Source organism: Halalkalibacter sp. HAAS-P013, assembly GCF_056619925.1.
On sequence record NZ_JBWQTU010000006.1, the window covers coordinates 115,495 to 133,928 of the forward strand.

Genomic DNA, 18,434 nt, shown 5'->3' on the forward strand with positions numbered 1-18,434 from the left:
CCTCTACATTCTGAAATATATTTTTATGTATTACTTATCTAAAGAAAAAAACTTTCTTTTGTTATTGATTATATGCAAAAAATATTTTTTTACAAGTTTTTTTGTGAAAAATATTTTTTTATTTAGCGTTTTCGTATATGCTAAAGATGTGAATTTATATTCAAAGGAGAGAATACTATGCCATTCACTGAGGCTCATCCAACGATTACCAGAATCTCTTCTTCCTATACTTCTTTTAGTAGCAAAGAACAAATGATTGCCGATTATATTTTAGAAAATCCGAAAAAAATCATTCACTTAACGATTAGCCAAATTGCCGAAGATTTAGATATTGCCGAAGCAACTGTCTTTCGTTTTTGTAAAAGAATTGGATATAAAGGTTACCAAGCTATGAAGATAGCACTTGCGTCGGAATTCGTCGCACCTATTGAAGATATCCATGAGACAATTAGGGAAGATGATGATGAAAGTGTCGTAGCGGAGAAGGTTTTTAAATCAAATATACGGACCTTAGAAGAAACAAAACAGATCATAGAACAGACTTCATTTAAACAAGCAGTTGACGCAATTCTCAATGCCGAAAAAATTGAATTTTATGGATCTGGCGGTTCAGGAATGATTGCTAATGATGCACAGCATAAATTTCTACGGATTGGGATGAAAACATTTTTCTCTAGCGATAACCACTTACAAATTATGTCAGCATCGCAGTTATCACCAAAAGATCTAGTCTTCCTATTTTCACACTCCGGTGCTTCTAAAGATATAATTGAAGTTGCCGAATTAGCGAAAAGTACTGGTGCTACAACCATTGGCATAACAAACCTGGCGAAATCTCCTCTAAGTCAAACAGTTGATATTGCCTTATTTACGGCCTCAGCCGAAACAGAGTATAGATCGGAAGCACTTGCTTCTCGTATAGCACAGTTGAGTATTGTCGATGCTTTATTTGTGAATGTCAGCATGAGACGACAGCATATCGTCAAGGACTCGCTTCAAAAAATGCGGAAGGCAATTGCAAATAAGCGCATTTAGCCATTGAAGGGATTGGAAAATTAAATGAAAAAAAATTATGTATTAGGCTTAGACATTGGGACTACTAGTGCAAAAGCAGTTTTATTTCAAAGAAACGGTCTTGTTATTGCAGAGAATGAAAACGCATACCAAGTGTACCATCCTAACCCTTCTTGGGTTGAACAAAATCCATTAGAAATTGAACAAGCTGCCATTTCAGCCATTGCCGGTGCCGTTCAAAAGAGCGGAGTTCATCCAAATGAGATCGTTTGTGTCGGGATTTCTAGTGCAATGCATTCACTTATTTGTGTCAATGAACAGCATGAAGCTATCTCTCCTTCCATTACTTGGGCAGATGGCCGCAGCGTCGACCAGGCAAACCGATTAAAAGAGAGTAATGGAAGGAATATTTATCTGAAAACAGGAACACCTATTCACCCAATGTCACCTTTAACAAAATTAATTTGGATGAAAGAAACAGGGTATCAACCATACGTAGAAGCGGCAAAATTTGTTTCCATTAAAGAATTTTTAATGCTACGGTGGTTTGGTAAGTACATCGTTGATTACGCGATCGCCTCAGCGAGCGGTCTCTTTAATATCCATACGTTTCAATGGGACGAAGAAGCACTGTCTGATGCTGGCATCACAAGCGATCAACTCTCAGAACCTGTACCGTCTACCGCTATTTGCCAAGGCTTAACAGCAGAACTTGCTGAAAAGTTTTCTTTGCCGAAAGAAATTCCGTTTGTCATTGGTTCAAGTGATGGACCCCTTGCCAATCTCGGGATTGGAGCCATCAATCCTGGAGATGTCGCGATTACGATCGGGACGAGTGGTGCGATTAGGCAAATGTCCTCAAAGCCGCAAACCGATGAGTTACAGGAAATTTTTTGTTATGGTGTCACAAAAGACTTATGGATCATGGGTGGACCTACAAATAACGGCGGAATTGTCTTTCAATGGTTAAAAGATGTTCTCGGAGAAAAAGAAATTGAGCAGGCTCTAGCGGACGGAAGAAGCCCATATGATCTTTTAATGAATCTAGCAAAAGGGGTTAAACCCGGAGCAGAAGGCCTATTATTCTTACCATTTTTAAATGGAGAACGAGCACCTTATTGGGATGCAAATGCCCGAGGGAGCTTTATCGGATTAACTCTCTCTCATCACAAGCAGCATATGATTCGGGCGGGCTTAGAAGGAGTCATTTTTAGTATGTATAGTATCGGTGAAGCTCTTGAGCGTCTTGCTGGTGAGCCAGCTCAAATTTTTGCAAGCGGAGGATTTGCCCGATCACCACTTTGGTTGCAAATTTTAACAGATATTTTCGGTCATAAAGTTCAAGTGCCAGTCAGTCACCAAAGCTCAGCATGGGGTGCCGCTTGGTTTGGCCTTTATGCCCTTGGAGAAGTGTCATCACTTGCGGCAATAAAGGAGCACATTCCTATGAGTAATACTTTTGTACCTAATGCCGAAAATCACAAAGTGTATCAAGAGCTATATCAAACATACAGTGATCTTTACTTTTCGTTGAAGACTCACTTTAAAGCTCTTGCTACCATTCAACGAAATTCTCATTAAGAATAAAGGTTTCGTGAAAGATGATGAAAGTATACTTTTATCATCTTTTTTGTATGCAGACATTCCTTATCTTTGTTCTTTTATAAAGGCTCTTTTCGTAAAGATTGTTGCTTTTATTAAATCGATATGAACGAAAGTGGAATGGAGCGGAAGGCACTTGACTCCTGCGGGAAATAGAGGAAAAGGCAAGACCCCGCAGACGGAACGTCGAGGAGGCTTGGCTCCTCCCCGCGGAAAGCAAGTGCCTGCAGCGCAATGTAACGGACCCTGATTAATGTAGGAAAAAACCTACCGCCCGTAAGGAGTGCACTGAAAAAGGTGGACTTCCCTTTTTCAGTGCACTCTAAGCAATGGACGGAGCCGTTGCAATAATTTAAAAAGCCTGCTATGAGTGGTTTTCTCATAGCAGGCGTGCAACGTGTGGAGCCATTGCTACATAATCGAGGCACTGAAAAAGGTTTGTTTTCACCTTTTCCAGTGGCTTCCCCATAAGCGATAGGTTCCTATATCAGTAATTAGTTAGTTTCTTCTTCGTCTTCTTCCTCGTCAGCGAATTCGTCGCCTTCTTCTTCATCTAACTCGATATCGATTTCTTCTTCAGTATCGAATTCTTCATCGTCTAACGTAGGATCTTCTTCTACAGGCTCATCCATTGCTGGATCTTCTACTTGTTCTTCAACAGCTGGATCATCTAACATTGGCTCTTCTTCTGCAGGTGCTCCACAAGCTCCAAGTAAACCTACTGTTAATGCAGCTGCCGCTGTGGTCATTAAAATTTTCTTCATAATAATTACCCCCAAAATTTTTTATATGACTAGCAGATATATCTTTGGCTTGCTGTTAGTCTTTGTGTATCTTAGCAAGATTATTCATGCTCGTCTATGAATTGCGTACTTTTTTGGAAATGTCTAACAAGATTTTCACTTTGTTACATCTTTTTTCATAAAGTGGGTCAGACCCCTCGTAGCAATGTGCGGAGCCGCTGCCTTTTATTAAAAGCCTGCAATGAGCGGGTTTCATAGGTGCAAACTTGCTTTGCACCAGCAGCCGACTTTAGGAGGCTCATGTTTCTCATAGCAGGCGCGCAGTATGCGGAGCCATTGCTACTTCCTCGAATTTGCTAAAAGGGACTTTTTCAGTGGCCTTTTGTTAGTACCTTTTTCAGCGCTTTCCTTCTTTACAGTGTTAAAGCGAGCTAGACATACACAAAAGCAGAGCCTATCCGCTGTATTGGGATAGACTCTGCTTAGTTTCTCACGTTTGTATGATTTCATTCGTTCTCATTGCTTTGATTTACTTAACGGCAAACATAATATCTGTTTCACATGCAATTTCGCCATCAACCGTTGCAATGGCATGTCCTTTTCCGACAGGTCCTTTCAAGCGCACAATTTCCACCTCTAGGCGTAATTGGTCACCAGGCTTCACTTGTTTTTTGAAACGACAGTTATCAATTCCAGCGAAGAAAGCAAGCTTGCCGCGGTTTGCTTCAGGCTTTAAAATGGCTACCGCTCCCACTTGAGCTAGCGCTTCCACAATTAGGACTCCTGGCATAACCGGATAGTCAGGAAAATGTCCGTTAAAAAATTCTTCGTTCGCACTGACATTTTTGATTCCAACCGCTTTTTTTCCTTCTTCAATTTCCAAAATACGATCAACTAATAAAAACGGGTAACGATGCGGTATAATTTCTTTGATTTCTTCAATAGTAAGCATGTATGGTTCATCCCTTCAATATGTATATTTCTTCAATTATAGCATAACTTTCTTACTAATGAATAACAGCCGCGGTACATGCTTCCACATGCTATAAGCAAAAAAAATCGAGGACTGCTAGCGTCCTCGAATCATATCAATAATATGGTACCACGTTTCCGGCCTTGTTGCTTCACCAGCTTCACCACCGCCGATGACACTATAGCCAACGATCACGCCTAAAATTAAGCTTCCACCAACCAAAAGAATTGCAAGCAGTAGACGAAGCCAAATCGGAATAAGACGCAGACGCTCCTTCTTAGTGTGCTTTTTTCTTCGTGCCTCTCTTGTGGCTTCTTCCTCTTGATTTTTTTCCTGTGCTTGAAGAGCAAGTGCCTCGGCGTCAACAAGCTGCTCGTTCTTGTCATTTAGAGCTTCCTCATCTAAGAGTTCATCTGTGGAAAGATCCTCGTCCCCTAACGTAAGCGAGTTTTTGTCATCAAGCTTGTTAAGTTCTTCCACTTCTTCTAAGAGCTCTGTCTCGGTCATATGCTCAGAGCTTGTCAGTTCTTGATCAAGCAGCTGTTCGTCGTCATTTGAAGGCTCTGTCTCGTTGGATGCAACCTCATCATGCGTATCATCCAAAGCCTCTTCATGTATAACTGCATCATCTTTCTTGGAAGGTTCCACAAGCTCCGTCTCTTCGGTGTTCAAGTCCTTCTCTTCTGCTAGCTCTGATTCTAATTTTCGGCTTTTCTCATTTGATCGATTTTCAGTCATCGTTTTCTCCTCAATCTGTTCAGCCGTTCATGCTGATTTTCTTGCGTCTATTTTTATTATCTGCGGAGGCCGTTGACTAATCCAGACATTTCATCCGCCATTGAAATAGAACGCGCGTTGAATTGATAATGACGCTGCGCTTCAATTAACTCAGTCATTTCTTTGCTCAAGTCTACATTGGATCCTTCCAGAAAACCTTGGCTCACCATTTGTCCATTCGATGCAACATTTTCCTGTACATCTAAAAGTGCCAATCCTAATGCTTGCAGATCAGGAAAACGATACATATTGTCTCCAACAGCATTAAGCAGCTGCGGTTTTAGTACATTTGTTAAGCCAAGCTGTCCAACGTTTTGCACCGTTCCGTCATTTAATGTAACAAGCAATTGGCCTTCTCCAGAAAAGTTAATAGATTGAAAGTTTCGTGGTAGATTCATTCGATTCCCGTCTTGGTTTAAAACAAAATCACCATTATCTGTTACTAGTGCTAACGTTTGGGCGTTATCTGGGTCTTCCGTTAAGTAAAACGCTCCATCTCTTGTTAAACGCTCAACTAGTACACCATTTTCAATCGTTTGAATACGGAAGAAATGATTTTTTTCCGTTAAAGCAAAATCAAGTTCGCGCTCAGTCTTCATAAGAGCTCCGACTTCTGTACGAACAGCAGTTTGAGCAATTTTAGCTCCTGTTCCAACACGTATGCCATTAGGGGTAAGGCGGCCACCTTCAAATTCCGCTCTTGATTGATTGTTCACTTGCTGATGCAGCAAATCAGAAAACGTTGATTCACGACGCTTATAACCTGTTGTATTTGTGTTTGCAATGTTGTGTGAAATCGTATCAAGCTTTCTTTGAATCTGCCCCATTGTAACAGCAGCAATCATCGATGTGTTCATCGTCATCCCTCTTCTTTATAAAAATACGTGCTCAAACAGGAGCTCAAGCGAGCCACATCTTTTATGTGTCAACGAGATAAAGTTAACCTATCTTCCCTATTTCATTCACTGCTTTTTCCATGCTTTGATCATACGCTTGCAGGACTCGTTGATTTGCTTCAAATGACCGGTATGCGTTCATCATCTCTGTCATCGTCTGCTGAGCATCTACATTTGAACGCTCTAAAAAGCCTTGTTGCATTTGAAAACTGATTGCTCCGTTTCCAAATGCTGTTGGCAGGTCGCCCTCGCCTTCAAAACGTAGGAGCCCATTGCCTTCTTTTACAAGTTGCATTGGATCTTCTGCATAGACAACATTTAGTTGGGAAATCTGTGCTCCGGCTTGATTAAAAACAAATCCTTGCTCATCTACACGGAATTCCTCATTCCCAATTTCAATCGGCTGACCAAACGCATCTAGCACATAGTGGCCAGCTGGAGACGTTAGGAAGCCTGCTCCATCAACGGTAAGATTGCCATTTCGCGAATAACGAATGTCGCCATTTTCATTTTGAATCGTATAAAAAAGTGCGCCTGGTCGACCTGACTCAGTCTCAGGCATGACTCCCTGTAATAAAGCGATATCGGTGTTGTTTCCTGTTTCCATTAAGTCGCCTTGGCGGAAGTTCGGCATGCGTTCTTGTAAGTACACACCTGTTGTTAACTCACCAATTGTATGAGCTGGCCCTGGTATCCCTTGTGTATTCATTGCTTTGATTAGCATATTTGGAAACGCCCTGAGTGATGCTTGATCAGCTTTGAAACCTGGTGTATTGGCATTGGCTAAGTTATTTGTCAACATTTCTTGGCGCTGCTGTTGGGCAATCATCCCTGCTGCAGCCCCGTACATTCCACGAAGCATGCTCGTTTCCTCCTGCTACTATACTAATAGCTTGTCCGCTTATATACGTATTTTTTTACTAGACATACGATCTAGGTTTTCTAAAATAATCCCCGTTCCTTTTGCAACACAATGCATTGGCTCTTCTGCAACTAAGACAGGAACTTTAAGCTCCTCAGCTAGCAGTTGGTCAATGCCGTGCAATAAGGCTCCTCCGCCTGTTAAAATAACGCCGCGATCAATAATATCAGCTGAAAGCTCTGGAGGGGTTTGTTCTAACACTTGTCGTGAAGCTTGGACTATGTATGAAACAGATTCCAATAATGCTTCTTCAATCTCTTTTGAGTGTACCGTAATTGTTCTTGGAAGTCCACTTACCATATCACGTCCGCGAATGTCAATCTCTTCTTGTCGTCCACCCGGAAATACTGTTGCGACTTGGACTTTGATATTCTCAGCCGTTCTCTCACCAATTAAGAGCTTATATTTCTTCTTTATGTATGCCAGAATGTCTGAGTCGAAACGATCACCAGCTACTTTTATGGAAGAGGCGGTGACGATATCACCCATCGAAAGAACAGCAACATCTGTTGTTCCACCGCCTATGTCTACGACCATGTTCCCGCTTGGCTGAAAAATTTCCATCCCTGCTCCAATTGCAGCAACTTTTGGTTCTTCTTCCAAATAAACATTTTTCCCACCGCTTTTCTCTGCTGCTTCACGAATTGCTTTTTGCTCAACAGATGTAATGTTAGTTGGGCAGCAGATCAGAATTCTAGGCTTTGAGAAAAGACTTTTGACGTTGATCTTGCCTAAGAAATGTTTGAGCATTGATTCTGTCATTTCGAAGTTTGCAATGACACCGTCTTTCATTGGGCGTAGGGCAACAATATTTCCTGGTGTACGTCCGACCATACGGAACGCTTCCTCCCCTACTGCAAGTACTCGGTTGGTTGTTGTTTCAACCGCAACCACAGACGGTTCATTTAGGACAATTCCACTTCCTTTTACATAAATGAGGACATTTGCAGTACCTAGATCAATTCCAATATCGCGACCAAACATGATTCTTTTTCCTCCCTGTTATCCGAACATAATCGCATTTAGTATTACGATTTACCTAATTTTTTATTTTATCACATAATGTTCTAACAGGGTTCATTTTTTTGAAAAAATTGTTACATGATTTGGCAATTAATTTCGTGCTTTGACAATTGGTTCTGTTGATTCTTCTGATTTCCTATATTTCACCTTTGTAGCTTCTCCTCCGCGCAGGTGACGGATGGACTTGTGGTATTCCAGAATCTCCTTCACTTCATTTGCAAGCTCCGGGTTAATTTCTGGCAATCTTTCTGTGAGGTCTTTGTGTACGGTACTTTTTGAGACGCCGAATTCCTTGGCTATCGTTCTCACCGTTTTCTTTGTCTCAACAACATACCTACCTATCTTGATAGTTCGCTCTTTGATGTAATCGTGCACACGACTCGCCTCCTAATTCTGTGTTGGTGATTGGTACAGTTTATTAGGGGGAGTACGCAGATATACCACATTCTTGCAAGGACATGCTTGACTTTTCAGAATTGTATGTTCCTTTTAGACATGTCACTGATAGCTAAAAGGTCGGCAAATGTACGTTTGCCGCGGTTTTCAAGGTGATATAATAGCTCACAAAAAAGGTGCGCCGTTGTTAATGCATCGCCTAAAGCTTCGTGACGATTATAGATTCTTGTGCCAAATTGACTAGCGTAAACTTCTAAATCAAGCATGTACTTAGACGGGCTTATATAGCCAATCAGATCGAGCGTATCGATTGTTGTAGGCATATCGATTCGATACTGATGACGTTGTAATTCTTTTTTTATGACTAGCAAGTCGAAGCTTACATAGTGCCCGACCCAAATCGTGCTGTTTGCTCGCTCATTAAATTGTAGATACGCTTCGATCGTTTCAAGCGAGCTCGGAGAATGTCGAATTGTTTCCAAGGAAATACCGGTGAGCTCGGTAATCTCTTGTGGAATATTTCTCTCTGGATTTACATGTGTATGAAACGTTTCCTCTTCTAGGACGCGGTTTCCCTTCACATGAACCGCTCCAATTTCAATGAGCCGATCGTGCCTCCCTACCGCAAATCCTGTCGTCTCCGTGTCGAATACAGTAAAGGTGATATCAGAGATCGGCGTGTTAAGAGGCGTTTCAGTGTTGGTGATCAACCGGCTCGCTGGTAAAACAGGCTTCTTCCAAAACACGGAGTGGAGCACCCCCTTTCGCTTTAGCAGAGTGAAGAGGGGTCTGCCCCCTCAATACATCCCGACAACTTGGTTCTGCAGTGCTCGAATGGTTTTAAGTGATAATAGCAGTTCTTCTTTGTCCTTCGTTCGTAAGTGGTTGAAATCTATTAAACTATCATTCTCTCTGCCAGTTCGGTAGGCTTCCCATCCACGCTCCACACGAATCCGCAGCACCACCTCATAGGCAAAGCGCAACTCATCAGCGGTTTCCTCTGAGAGCACCTTTTTTTTCACGAGCCATTCCATTTGTTCTAACGGACTTCCGCCTCCAACGAGTCCCTTTCTCGCACAAAGCAGCTGCAGGCAATGATGAAACGGAAAAAGCGCCTGTTTTTTTAAGTCAACAGATTCCCGCTTCATCCTAAACAGCGCACGAATTGGATGATCAAACGTCGGCACAGGCTTCTCTTTCTCAAGTTCAGCCATTCTATATAAGAAGATACGTGACCGCTCAAGCTGTTCTTTCACACCCGTCACAAATTGGTCGTGCAGTGCTTCATCTCCATAGACATAGCGAAACGCCAAAAAATTATGAGCAAGCAAAATATTGTCATTTGTTGCTCGCATCCCCCAGCTACGCAACCGCTCCTTCCAAACCGTAAGCGTCCCGCGCCACTGTGACTCACTCGCCATCATCAAGCCCTTACACCGCTTATAGCCGGCAGCTTCTAAAAAACGGACGATCTCCGCACCCAATTTTTCAAAATACTCTTCAACCACTGCCGGATCACCGCCATCTTCATACACAAGAAAATGATCCTGATCTGTTAACATGAATTGTTCCTTTCGACCGCCACTTCCCATCATATACCAGGCAAATGCGACAGGCGGCTCACCGACCTCGGCGACAGCAAGCTCAATCACATGCCGAACGAAGCGATCATATAGCTTTGTCATCACATCAAGCGTATGGACCGTTGGGATACCGTCTTGAATCAAATTCCCTAACACATCATAAAAAGCAGAAGTAAGCTCATGTAGATTCTCAATCGTTGACTCCTCAACGGTTTGCAAAAGTTGCATCGTGCCGCGGTTTTTCTTTCGCAGTAAATCAGATAATGTCACCATCCCAATGACACGGCCGCGGTCCATCACCGGCAAATGCTTAATGCCATTCATCAAAAAACTCGACATCGCTTCGTAGTAGTACGCGTCCCGGGCAATAATGAAAGGGTGTGGAGTCATGATTTCACGAGCGACAGTCCCAGCACCTAATCCGCGCGCGACCACACGTTGCACGAGATCCTTTTCCGTTACAATCCCAATCAATTGGTCGCTATCATTTAATACGACAACTGAACTTGTGGAATGTTCCACCATCTTTCCTGCAATGTCCTGCACATCATCGTCCATATCCGCAACAACAACAGGTTCATTCATAATATCTTGAACTCTACGAATAAAAGGTTCGCTCTCTCCCCATTTGCTTGCTAGCTGTACTTGCTCAGCAAATGAACCATAAATATCACGCAGGCGAATCGTCGCTTGCTGCAACGCAAAATCTCGTACAGCCGGGTCTTCCCAGCGCATTTTGACAACAGTGTATGGAATATGAAGACATACCGACTCCTCCACAGCACCGACTTCTACCTCGTAGCGCTTGGGGTCCTCTGTTTTTCCTCCTAAAAAATCGGCTAAGCTTGAAAAACCAATCATATCGTTTTGCTCGAGCACCTCCAGGACCTCCTTCTGTTGGTGCTGCCCAAGCTCTGTTGCAACAAAAACTTCTGCTACCCCCTTTAGGATAAGCAGAAGTCCTTCTCTTGGTGCCTTCTTGTAAAGCACCTTGTCGCCTTTTTTATAGGATTTGAGAGCGCAGGCACCCAAGCATTCATCAAACTCTGAATCACTGAGTCCTTTGAAAATTGGATGCTCGCGAATTTGCATGTGGAACTTATTTTCCTGTTCCCTCATCCATCCATACCTCTCCGTCACGATACGTCATTTGTTCAGGATAACGGAGGTCAACGACTTCATCTTGAAGTTTTTGCGATGGTGCTGCTGTCATTTTTGAAACAAGGATTGTAACAAGTAAGTTAATTGGAACCCCAATTAAACCAGCACCTGTATCTTGAATACCAAATAGTGTAATGCCTGAACGTGCTAAGAAAATGTACGTAAGCGTAACCGTTAATCCCGTTAACATCCCGGCAATCGCACCTTGTTTGTTACAACGTTTCCACCATACACCAAGAAGCAAGACTGGGAAGAACGTTCCACCTGCAAGACCAAACGCCCAAGCAACAATTTGAGTAATAACCCCTGGTGGATTAAGCGCCACAACTCCTGCGACAACCGTTGCTAACACAATTGCCCAACGTCCTGCTGCTAAACGCTTTTTATCACTTGCATCTGGTTTTAATAAACGGTAGTAAATATCATGTGCAAACGAAGACGAGATCGTAATCAATAGACCACCGGCTGTTGAAAGGGCGGCTGCCATTGCACCGGCTGCAACTAAACCGATAACAAACACTCCAAGGTTCGCGATTTCCGGTGTCGCCATAACGACGATATCATTTGAAATGATAATCTCAGACCATTGAAGAATGCCATCCCCATTCGTATCAGCAAGCTGCAATAAACCTGTATTTACCCATGTTTCTGTCCAAGCTGGTAATTGATCAAGTGGCTGACCTGCTACACGCGTCATTAAAATGAAACGAGAGAATGCTGCATATGCAGGAGCGGATAAGTAAAGAAGTGCGATAAACACAAGTGCCCAAGCGCCGCTCCAACGTGCTGCTTTCATCGTTGTTACTGTGTAGAAACGAACGATAACGTGAGGAAGCGCTGCTGTACCAACCATTAATGTAAACATAAGTGCAATAAATTGTGATTTGTCGCTTTCAGCAAATGGAGCAAAATACTCCGATATCCCGAGTTCACGGTCAAGCTCCCCAAGCTGTGTCACGATGTTTCCATACGTTAACCATGGCAACGGATTGTTTGTCACTTGCAAAGACATAAATATGATTGGAATAATGTAGGCAATAATTAAAATCATGTATTGTGCTACCTGTGTCCACGTGATCCCTTTCATCCCGCCTAGTGTTGCGTAGATGGCAATAACGACAACTCCGATCATCGTTCCATACATCGCAGGGATGCTGAGGATACGTCCGATTACCACCCCAGAACCTGCAAGCTGACCGATAATGTATGTGAAACTGATGATAATCGTTGCAATCGCAGCGATTAGTCGTGCGGCGTTACTATCAAAGCGGTCACCGATAAATTCAGGAACCGTGTAACGTCCGTATTTTCTAAGCTGTGGTGCCAGTAAGAAAGTAAGGAATAAGTACCCACCAGTCCAACCCATTATGTAGGCTAAACCATCATATCCAAGAATCATCACTGTACCAGCCATTCCGATGAATGAGGCTGCACTCATCCAATCTCCACCGATCGCCATCCCGTTCCAGAAAGGCGGTACACCGCGGCTTGCTACGTAAAAATCAGAGGTTGCTTTTGCCCTGTTGTATACGGATATCCCAATATAAAGTCCAAATGTAGCCAAAATGAGAAGTAACGACACAATTGTTTGCTGATCCATTTATTTCTTCCCCCCTGCAGGTCTTTATTTTGCGAGCAAAACCTAGTGATCTAACACCTTTCCAGAACTAACTCTCGTATTATGTTCCTCATCAATTCCAAACTTTTTGTCGATCTGATCACTTATAATGGCATTTCCAAATAACAGGATGACGAATGTAACAACAGCTCCTTGTGCCCCCATATAATAATGGGCCGGCATTCCCATAATCGTAAATGTAGAAAACATTTCAGCAAAGGCAACAACACCAAATGAAACAAGCCCACCGATGAATAAGCAAATGACGACTAGCCAAGTACGAGCACGAAAGTATGCATCAGCCACTTTTTTATCAATTTTCTTCACAACTCATTCCTCCTCGTTTTTTATCAATCTCATTATTATGCGCAGCTGGCTAAGCTACTTCATCCCCCCCTTTACAGAGTAAACTTATCTTTTATATGGCTCTTAGATGTCGTTGGATTTTGTGACAGGACTTGCATCGTTTGAGAGGTTTTTGCTTTTTTGAAATGTACATGTTGATGATCGTCACAATCGGTACAAAAAGAAAGAAAATCGGGTGAATGGTGAAAACTAACAGCATCGTTAACACCCATGGCAGTACACTGAGCATAATGACATACCTAGAATTCGGCATCTCCTCTAGTTCTCCACGTTTACACTGCGAGCATACTGAATGGTCGGTCTGAATTAGACGTAGGTGACTCCTATTTTTCTTAGTCATTTTATCTCAACCCCATAATAAATCTTACTGTTTCAAAGAAGCCGAGTGGTACCATTGCAATTTGGACAATCATATAGATGAAAATGGAGATAAAGGGGACGGACAGCAATAATGGTTTTTTCAAGCGAAATGTAAAAATAATAGATAACAGCAAAATTACTAGAAAGACATACATCATTTTTTAGATCCCTCCAATGCCCTTTTGTAAGCGTTGTCATTATTGTTCTTAAAAAAAGTCGCCTGTTACAATAGAATTCTCATGCCAACCTTCTGTTCTATATCACATTATTTCAAAATTTCAGATTCTTGTCAAACATTTCCGTACGACAAAAAACACAAACTGACTTTTATTTGCAAGTCAGTTTGTGCTTGGCATCGTTTAGCCGATTTCACTTTGTTCTTCTTCGTCTTCACCTTCGTCATTGTTTTCTTCAGGTGTGACTTCATTTTCATCTGTCGTGCCATCTTCTTTGCCATCTTCTTCTTCAGCTGGCTTTTCTTCTTCTTTTTCTTGTTCATCCGCAATGTCTCTTACAGAGTCAATTGGTTGTTGGAACACATCATTTGGATTGACAGCAACGCCATCATAACGAATTTCAAAGTGTACGTGGATTCCAGCATCGGCATTGTAACTGTTGCGTCCTGCGCGGCCAAGAATCTCACCTTGCTCAAGTGTTGCGCCTTCTTCCACTTCCACATTTTCTAAACTGTGATAGTGTGTCACGACACCGTCTTCATGAGAAATTTCAACGACATAACCTAGCAATGAATCTTTCTCTGCTCTTACTACTGTTCCACTTAGGGCAGCAGCTACTTCAAAGCTTTCACCATCTACATGAGCGAAGTCCATTCCTTTATTCGGGAAATACGTATTATTGTAGTATACAAGAGCTTCTTGCTGTTCTTCAGGTGAACCATTCACATCATAGAAATACCCAACAACAGTGACTTCTTCTTCATCAACAACAGGCATTTTTACAACTTCAGATGAAGCCGTAACAGCTACAGCATCTTCACCATATGGATACATATCTCCAGTATAGTTTGGATCTGTTACTTCAACACTATCTTCTGGTGCTGCTGACTCGTCTCCACCTTGCATAACAAAAACGGCACTTAACACACCAGCTGCAGCTACTAAGTATACTGCAGGCAATACCCAGCGCTTACGTAATAAATTTTTTACATTTAGTTTTTCTTCAGATTTAGAAGAGCGATTGTTTTCTTCTTCTCTCATTTTCCATCACCTCAGCAATCATTCTGATCAGATTGCTAGAAATGTATACATCACATAAAAACTTTTTTTAAATTAGTTTTCGACAAATGGGTTTCTTTTATGCATTTTATTAATGAAAGTTGCTGATTGGCTTAGTGTTGCGTGTTGGTGAGAGGTTTTTATATGCTGATCCTCGTAATATTGAAATAAAAAAGGCAATTCACATACTATGGGTTCAGTTTTGGGAGAGAAAATGAAAAGTAACATTAAAAATAGCGTACAAATTCCCAATAAGAACCCGATCTTTTAAATTAACGGAGAAATTCCCCTTAATTGGTAATTAGCACTGAAAATAGCCTCAATAGACGGAGAGATTCCGCCTATTGACTCAGAAAATCCGAAATTGGGTAACTTTTCTTTGCATAATCGGAAAAACTCCCCCTATATACCTCGGAACGAGCTCTATTCTGCATTTAACCGAAAAATATCCGCTTATTTTACTATGGCTAGTTACAATATGGAACTTTTGTAGGAGACATTTTACTCTCGTTTGTTAAATTAATGAGAGTAGTTCAATAAGGGAAGAAAATATGAGTAAAAAGCACAGACAGATGAGGATAAATTCATTATCTGTCTGTGCTTTTTGTATGCTAATTATAGTGTTAAATGTAATGCTATTTAACCTGTGAATTAACGTTTTCCCTCCCAATCTTTACGAAACCATCCTAAAAAAAGACCCTTAACTTTAAGGGTCTTTCCTCTCACTTTTTACTCTGCTTTTGCTAACATTTCTGATACAAATGGATCGACTGGCTGGATTTCTACCCCTTTATAGTAATGATGGATGATGTCGGTATAGTTGCTGCCTTCCTTTGCCATCCCATCGGCTCCAAACTGGCTCATTCCAACACCATGGCCCCATCCTCTTGTTTGAATCGTAATTTGCTCTCCTTGACGCTGCCACTGAAAGTCAGATGAGTCTAGCGCTAATTTATCTCTCACCTCACGGCCAGTAAACTCTTGGCCATTTATGACTACTTTTGCCACGCGTCCACCCTCTGTTCGCTCTAAAATGGCCCCTACTGATCCGTCGTCAGGAAGTGTAACATTAAGCTTTTCTTGAAACTCACTAACCGTCACACTGGTTTCTGAAGTAAAACGAGGTGACACTTGATCCCATGGGCTTTCTACACTACGTAAATAAGGGATTGCATCTCCCCAATAGTCTTCCGAATTCTCGGTATAACCGTTGCTCGTTGAGAAAAACAACGCATCAATCGGCTCCCCTTCATACGTTAACACTTTGCCTTGAGTCGACAGTACAGCCTCCTGAATACGCGCCATGTTACGCTCGTAATCACCGCCCCAAAGCTCTCTTAACTCTTCTTCATTCTTATATACTTGATGGGTTGTCGTATCAGTCACCATCGCCCCTTCTGGCAGCTGTTCGGTACGCGGCTGTAAAATATGCTTCACCATATAAGTACGTGCCGTTAACGCTTGTGCCTTTAAAGCTTCCATTTCAAAGTTGGCGTGCATCTCAGACGCCACAACTCCCATAACATACCTTTCTAAAGGAGTTTCCTCCAATTGTTCGGTTGCCGTTCGAAAAACGGTAACGGCGACATCGTCCTCAGGAACATATGAAAATTGCTCTTCTGCCTCTTCTAACGTGATTGTCCGAGTGACGGTCGTCGTACTCTCTGCAGGATCTGAAAGAAATACTACTAATACGGCTGGAATAATGAGCACAACTGTGCATAAAATAGTGGCTACAACGAGAAGTCGTTTCATGTCTGATCCTCCATTTACTAATCTGTCTCTGTCTAAAAAAGTATATGAAAGCTTGGCAGGAAATAGAACTCACTTGCGATATGTGAAAATAAGAGATTTTGTGGGAAGGTTCGGTATTTCCAAAAGGGGCTAACGTTGCTTTTTGATGAGGTTTTTCATGAGATATAGCTTTACAACATTAGTTTGGACTATGGCGGAATTTTTTCCGTAATTTAGACAGTTGCGCTGATTATCCCTATATAGCAACAGACAAATTAACAAAAAAAAGATACAAACCAGCAGATTTGTATCTTCTCACTATCCATAATTAGATGGATTTAATTTGTAATGGAGCTGGAGCGTCTAGATTTTCGATTTCTTCTTCTAGTTCTACTTCTACTCTCTCTACATCTGCACCTAGTGCTTGAAGCTTTCCAGCTAAGTCTACGTATCCACGATCGATGTGTTTTAACTCCATTACGCGTGTAACACCATCTGCGATAAGACCTGCAATGATTAGAGCAGCACCTGCACGTAAGTCCGTAGCAGATACTTCTGCTCCTTGAAGATTGTTTGGTCCTGTGATAATGGCTGAACGGCCTTCAATTTTAATGTTTGAATTCATGCGGCGAAATTCTTCTACATGCATGAAACGATTTTCGAATACTGTTTCCGTGATGACACCTGTTCCCTCTGCAGCTAAGAGTAACGCCATCATTTGTGCTTGCATATCAGTTGGGAACCCTGGGTGAGGCATTGTTTTAAAGTCAACTGGCTTTAATTTTTCAGGTCCCACAACGCGTAAACCATTCTCTTCTTCAATGATCTTGACGCCCATTTCGCCCATTTTTGCAATCAGTGGACGTAAATGTTCAGAAACAGCACCTTCGACTAATACATCCCCTTTTGTGATCGCAGCTGCTACCATGAATGTTCCAGCTTCGATACGATCAGGGATTACCGTGTGCTCTGCTCCTACTAATTCGCCAACACCTTCGATACGGATTTCACCAGTACCGGCACCACGGACTTTCGCGCCCATTGCGTTCAAGTAATTAGCAACACAAACAATTTCAGGCTCTTCTGCAGCATTTTCAATAATCGTCGTTCCCTCTGCCATGGAAGCCGCCATCATGATGTTTTCTGTTGCACCTACACTTGGGAAGTCTAAATAAATTTTTGCACCTTGCAAGCGTCCGTCAATGCGTGCTTCAATAAATCCATTTCCGATCTCTACTGTTGCACCCATTGCTTCGAATCCTTTTAAGTGTTGATCAATTGGTCGTGATCCAATTGCACAACCGCCAGGAAGAGCAATTCTTGCTTTTCCTACACGCGCAAGAAGAGGTCCCATTACAAGGAAAGAAGCTCTCATCTTACGTACATATTCAAATGGTGCTTCTGTCTTTAATGGTTTTTCTGCATTTACAGCAAATTTCCCATCTTCATATTTAACATCGATATTTAAATTGCTTAAAACTTCTTTCATCGTGTATACATCTGCCAATTGTGGCACATCATATATGTGGCTTGTGCCGCGGCCTGCTAGGATTGATGCAGCAATTACAGGTAAGACTGCGTTTTTCGCGCCTTCTACCTTAACAGTGCCGCGTAGCTGATTGCCACCCCGGACAATAATTTTTTCCAACGTATTCCCCTCCGCGTCTAAATTATAGTCTCTTCTCTATCATCAATATTCAGTCGTAATAATAGGCGTTCCTATTGTCAACGTTGTCCCTGCGCCCAATCCTTCATTGAAGTCTCAATTTGCAACTTGGACATTCATATTTTTTTACTTTTTTTCTAATTATGGTGTCCATTTTGAATTATACGCGGAAAAGGAGAACAAACTGAGGAAGTCAGTGAGCTAACCGTTTCAGCTTAAAATTCTAAGATCCCACTCTCTCTCTCGTATCTTTGTTGGGAGAATCTGCTTGAAACCTCCATAGCTGGACATATAGTCGCAAATCCAATTCCTACATTAATAATGCATACTATATTAGATTCAAGTACAGATCCATTCGTTCCATG

General features: G+C 42.0%; 17 protein-coding genes. 2 read left to right on the forward strand and 15 right to left on the reverse strand.

Annotated features, from left to right (window positions below; translation table 11 throughout):
* Nucleotides 1-177: 177 nt before the first annotated feature.
* Together AC1FXP_RS10830 and AC1FXP_RS10835 are read left to right on the forward strand one after the other, a co-directional pair.
* Complete coding sequence (locus AC1FXP_RS10830; protein WP_480061210.1) at nucleotides 178-1,035, forward strand: MurR/RpiR family transcriptional regulator; 858 nt, start codon at nucleotides 178-180, stop codon at nucleotides 1,033-1,035.
* Between the two features lie 24 nt (nucleotides 1,036-1,059).
* Nucleotides 1,060-2,595, forward strand: coding sequence for a gluconokinase (locus AC1FXP_RS10835; RefSeq protein WP_480061212.1), 1,536 nt, complete (start codon nucleotides 1,060-1,062; stop codon nucleotides 2,593-2,595).
* 515 nt (nucleotides 2,596-3,110) lie between these two features.
* Here AC1FXP_RS10835 and AC1FXP_RS10840 read toward each other — a convergent pair.
* The 15 genes from AC1FXP_RS10840 to murA form a co-directional block, all read right to left on the reverse strand.
* On the reverse strand, nucleotides 3,111-3,380 hold the full coding sequence (locus tag AC1FXP_RS10840; protein ID WP_480061214.1) for a DNA primase: 270 nt from the start codon (nucleotides 3,378-3,380) through the stop codon (nucleotides 3,111-3,113).
* A gap of 508 nt (nucleotides 3,381-3,888) precedes the next feature.
* The gene (gene fabZ / locus AC1FXP_RS10845; RefSeq protein ID WP_480061216.1) at nucleotides 3,889-4,311 is read right to left on the reverse strand and encodes a 3-hydroxyacyl-ACP dehydratase FabZ; all 423 of its coding nucleotides are present in this window, start codon (nucleotides 4,309-4,311) and stop codon (nucleotides 3,889-3,891) included.
* A 117-nt stretch (nucleotides 4,312-4,428) separates the two neighbouring features.
* Nucleotides 4,429-5,070, reverse strand: coding sequence for a DNA-directed RNA polymerase subunit beta (locus AC1FXP_RS10850; RefSeq protein WP_480061218.1), 642 nt, complete (start codon nucleotides 5,068-5,070; stop codon nucleotides 4,429-4,431).
* 56 nt (nucleotides 5,071-5,126) lie between these two features.
* The gene (locus AC1FXP_RS10855) at nucleotides 5,127-5,966 is read right to left on the reverse strand and encodes a flagellar hook-basal body protein (protein WP_480061220.1); all 840 of its coding nucleotides are present in this window, start codon (nucleotides 5,964-5,966) and stop codon (nucleotides 5,127-5,129) included.
* An 82-nt stretch (nucleotides 5,967-6,048) separates the two neighbouring features.
* A complete protein-coding gene (locus AC1FXP_RS10860) occupies nucleotides 6,049-6,867 on the reverse strand; it encodes a flagellar hook-basal body protein (protein WP_480061221.1) in 819 nt (272 codons plus the stop codon).
* Nucleotides 6,868-6,906: 39 nt separating this feature from the next.
* Nucleotides 6,907-7,911, reverse strand: a complete 1,005-nt coding sequence (gene mreB / locus AC1FXP_RS10865; protein WP_480061223.1) for a rod shape-determining protein MreB — start codon at nucleotides 7,909-7,911, stop codon at nucleotides 6,907-6,909.
* 129 nt (nucleotides 7,912-8,040) lie between these two features.
* Complete coding sequence (gene spoIIID / locus AC1FXP_RS10870) at nucleotides 8,041-8,325, reverse strand: sporulation transcriptional regulator SpoIIID (RefSeq protein WP_034632000.1); 285 nt, start codon at nucleotides 8,323-8,325, stop codon at nucleotides 8,041-8,043.
* A gap of 95 nt (nucleotides 8,326-8,420) precedes the next feature.
* Complete coding sequence (locus tag AC1FXP_RS10875; protein ID WP_480061225.1) at nucleotides 8,421-9,104, reverse strand: 3'-5' exonuclease; 684 nt, start codon at nucleotides 9,102-9,104, stop codon at nucleotides 8,421-8,423.
* A 39-nt stretch (nucleotides 9,105-9,143) separates the two neighbouring features.
* Nucleotides 9,144-11,048 (reverse strand): DUF294 nucleotidyltransferase-like domain-containing protein, encoded by a 1,905-nt coding sequence (locus tag AC1FXP_RS10880; protein WP_480061227.1) that lies wholly within the window; start codon nucleotides 11,046-11,048, stop codon nucleotides 9,144-9,146.
* Nucleotides 11,029-12,690 carry a sodium:solute symporter family protein gene (locus tag AC1FXP_RS10885; RefSeq protein ID WP_480061229.1) on the reverse strand — a complete coding sequence of 554 codons (1,662 nt, stop codon included), beginning with the start codon at nucleotides 12,688-12,690 and terminating at the stop codon, nucleotides 11,029-11,031. Before AC1FXP_RS10885 ends, AC1FXP_RS10880 begins: the two co-directional genes overlap by 20 nt.
* A gap of 42 nt (nucleotides 12,691-12,732) precedes the next feature.
* Complete coding sequence (locus tag AC1FXP_RS10890) at nucleotides 12,733-13,035, reverse strand: DUF4212 domain-containing protein (protein ID WP_480061231.1); 303 nt, start codon at nucleotides 13,033-13,035, stop codon at nucleotides 12,733-12,735.
* Between the two features lie 380 nt (nucleotides 13,036-13,415).
* Nucleotides 13,416-13,592, reverse strand: coding sequence for a hypothetical protein (locus AC1FXP_RS10895; protein WP_250096833.1), 177 nt, complete (start codon nucleotides 13,590-13,592; stop codon nucleotides 13,416-13,418).
* A 201-nt stretch (nucleotides 13,593-13,793) separates the two neighbouring features.
* A complete protein-coding gene (spoIIQ, locus tag AC1FXP_RS10900) occupies nucleotides 13,794-14,651 on the reverse strand; it encodes a stage II sporulation protein SpoIIQ (RefSeq protein ID WP_480061233.1) in 858 nt (285 codons plus the stop codon).
* Between the two features lie 747 nt (nucleotides 14,652-15,398).
* The gene (spoIID, locus tag AC1FXP_RS10905; protein WP_480061235.1) at nucleotides 15,399-16,424 is read right to left on the reverse strand and encodes a stage II sporulation protein D; all 1,026 of its coding nucleotides are present in this window, start codon (nucleotides 16,422-16,424) and stop codon (nucleotides 15,399-15,401) included.
* A 307-nt stretch (nucleotides 16,425-16,731) separates the two neighbouring features.
* Nucleotides 16,732-18,051: a UDP-N-acetylglucosamine 1-carboxyvinyltransferase gene (murA, locus tag AC1FXP_RS10910; RefSeq protein WP_480061237.1), complete on the reverse strand. Its 1,320-nt coding sequence runs from the start codon at nucleotides 18,049-18,051 to the stop codon at nucleotides 16,732-16,734.
* Nucleotides 18,052-18,434: the final 383 nt, after the last annotated feature.

Bases quoted from the DNA above. Each gene is read 5' to 3' on its own strand.
- spoIIQ (WP_480061233.1), bottom strand. From the start codon at position 14,651: ATGAGAGAAGAAGAAAACAATCGCTCTTCTAAATCTGAAGAAAAACTA.
- AC1FXP_RS10850 (WP_480061218.1), bottom strand. From the start codon at position 5,070: ATGACTGAAAATCGATCAAATGAGAAAAGCCGAAAATTAGAATCAGAG.
- AC1FXP_RS10880 (WP_480061227.1), bottom strand. From the start codon at position 11,048: ATGAGGGAACAGGAAAATAAGTTCCACATGCAAATTCGCGAGCATCCA.
- AC1FXP_RS10830 (WP_480061210.1), top strand. From the start codon at position 178: ATGCCATTCACTGAGGCTCATCCAACGATTACCAGAATCTCTTCTTCC.
- AC1FXP_RS10860 (WP_480061221.1), bottom strand. From the start codon at position 6,867: ATGCTTCGTGGAATGTACGGGGCTGCAGCAGGGATGATTGCCCAACAG.
- fabZ (WP_480061216.1), bottom strand. From the start codon at position 4,311: ATGCTTACTATTGAAGAAATCAAAGAAATTATACCGCATCGTTACCCG.
- mreB (WP_480061223.1), bottom strand. From the start codon at position 7,911: ATGTTTGGTCGCGATATTGGAATTGATCTAGGTACTGCAAATGTCCTC.
- AC1FXP_RS10855 (WP_480061220.1), bottom strand. From the start codon at position 5,966: ATGAACACATCGATGATTGCTGCTGTTACAATGGGGCAGATTCAAAGA.
- spoIID (WP_480061235.1), bottom strand. From the start codon at position 16,424: ATGAAACGACTTCTCGTTGTAGCCACTATTTTATGCACAGTTGTGCTC.
- AC1FXP_RS10835 (WP_480061212.1), top strand. From the start codon at position 1,060: ATGAAAAAAAATTATGTATTAGGCTTAGACATTGGGACTACTAGTGCA.
- AC1FXP_RS10840 (WP_480061214.1), bottom strand. From the start codon at position 3,380: ATGAAGAAAATTTTAATGACCACAGCGGCAGCTGCATTAACAGTAGGT.
- AC1FXP_RS10895 (WP_250096833.1), bottom strand. From the start codon at position 13,592: ATGATGTATGTCTTTCTAGTAATTTTGCTGTTATCTATTATTTTTACA.
- AC1FXP_RS10885 (WP_480061229.1), bottom strand. From the start codon at position 12,690: ATGGATCAGCAAACAATTGTGTCGTTACTTCTCATTTTGGCTACATTT.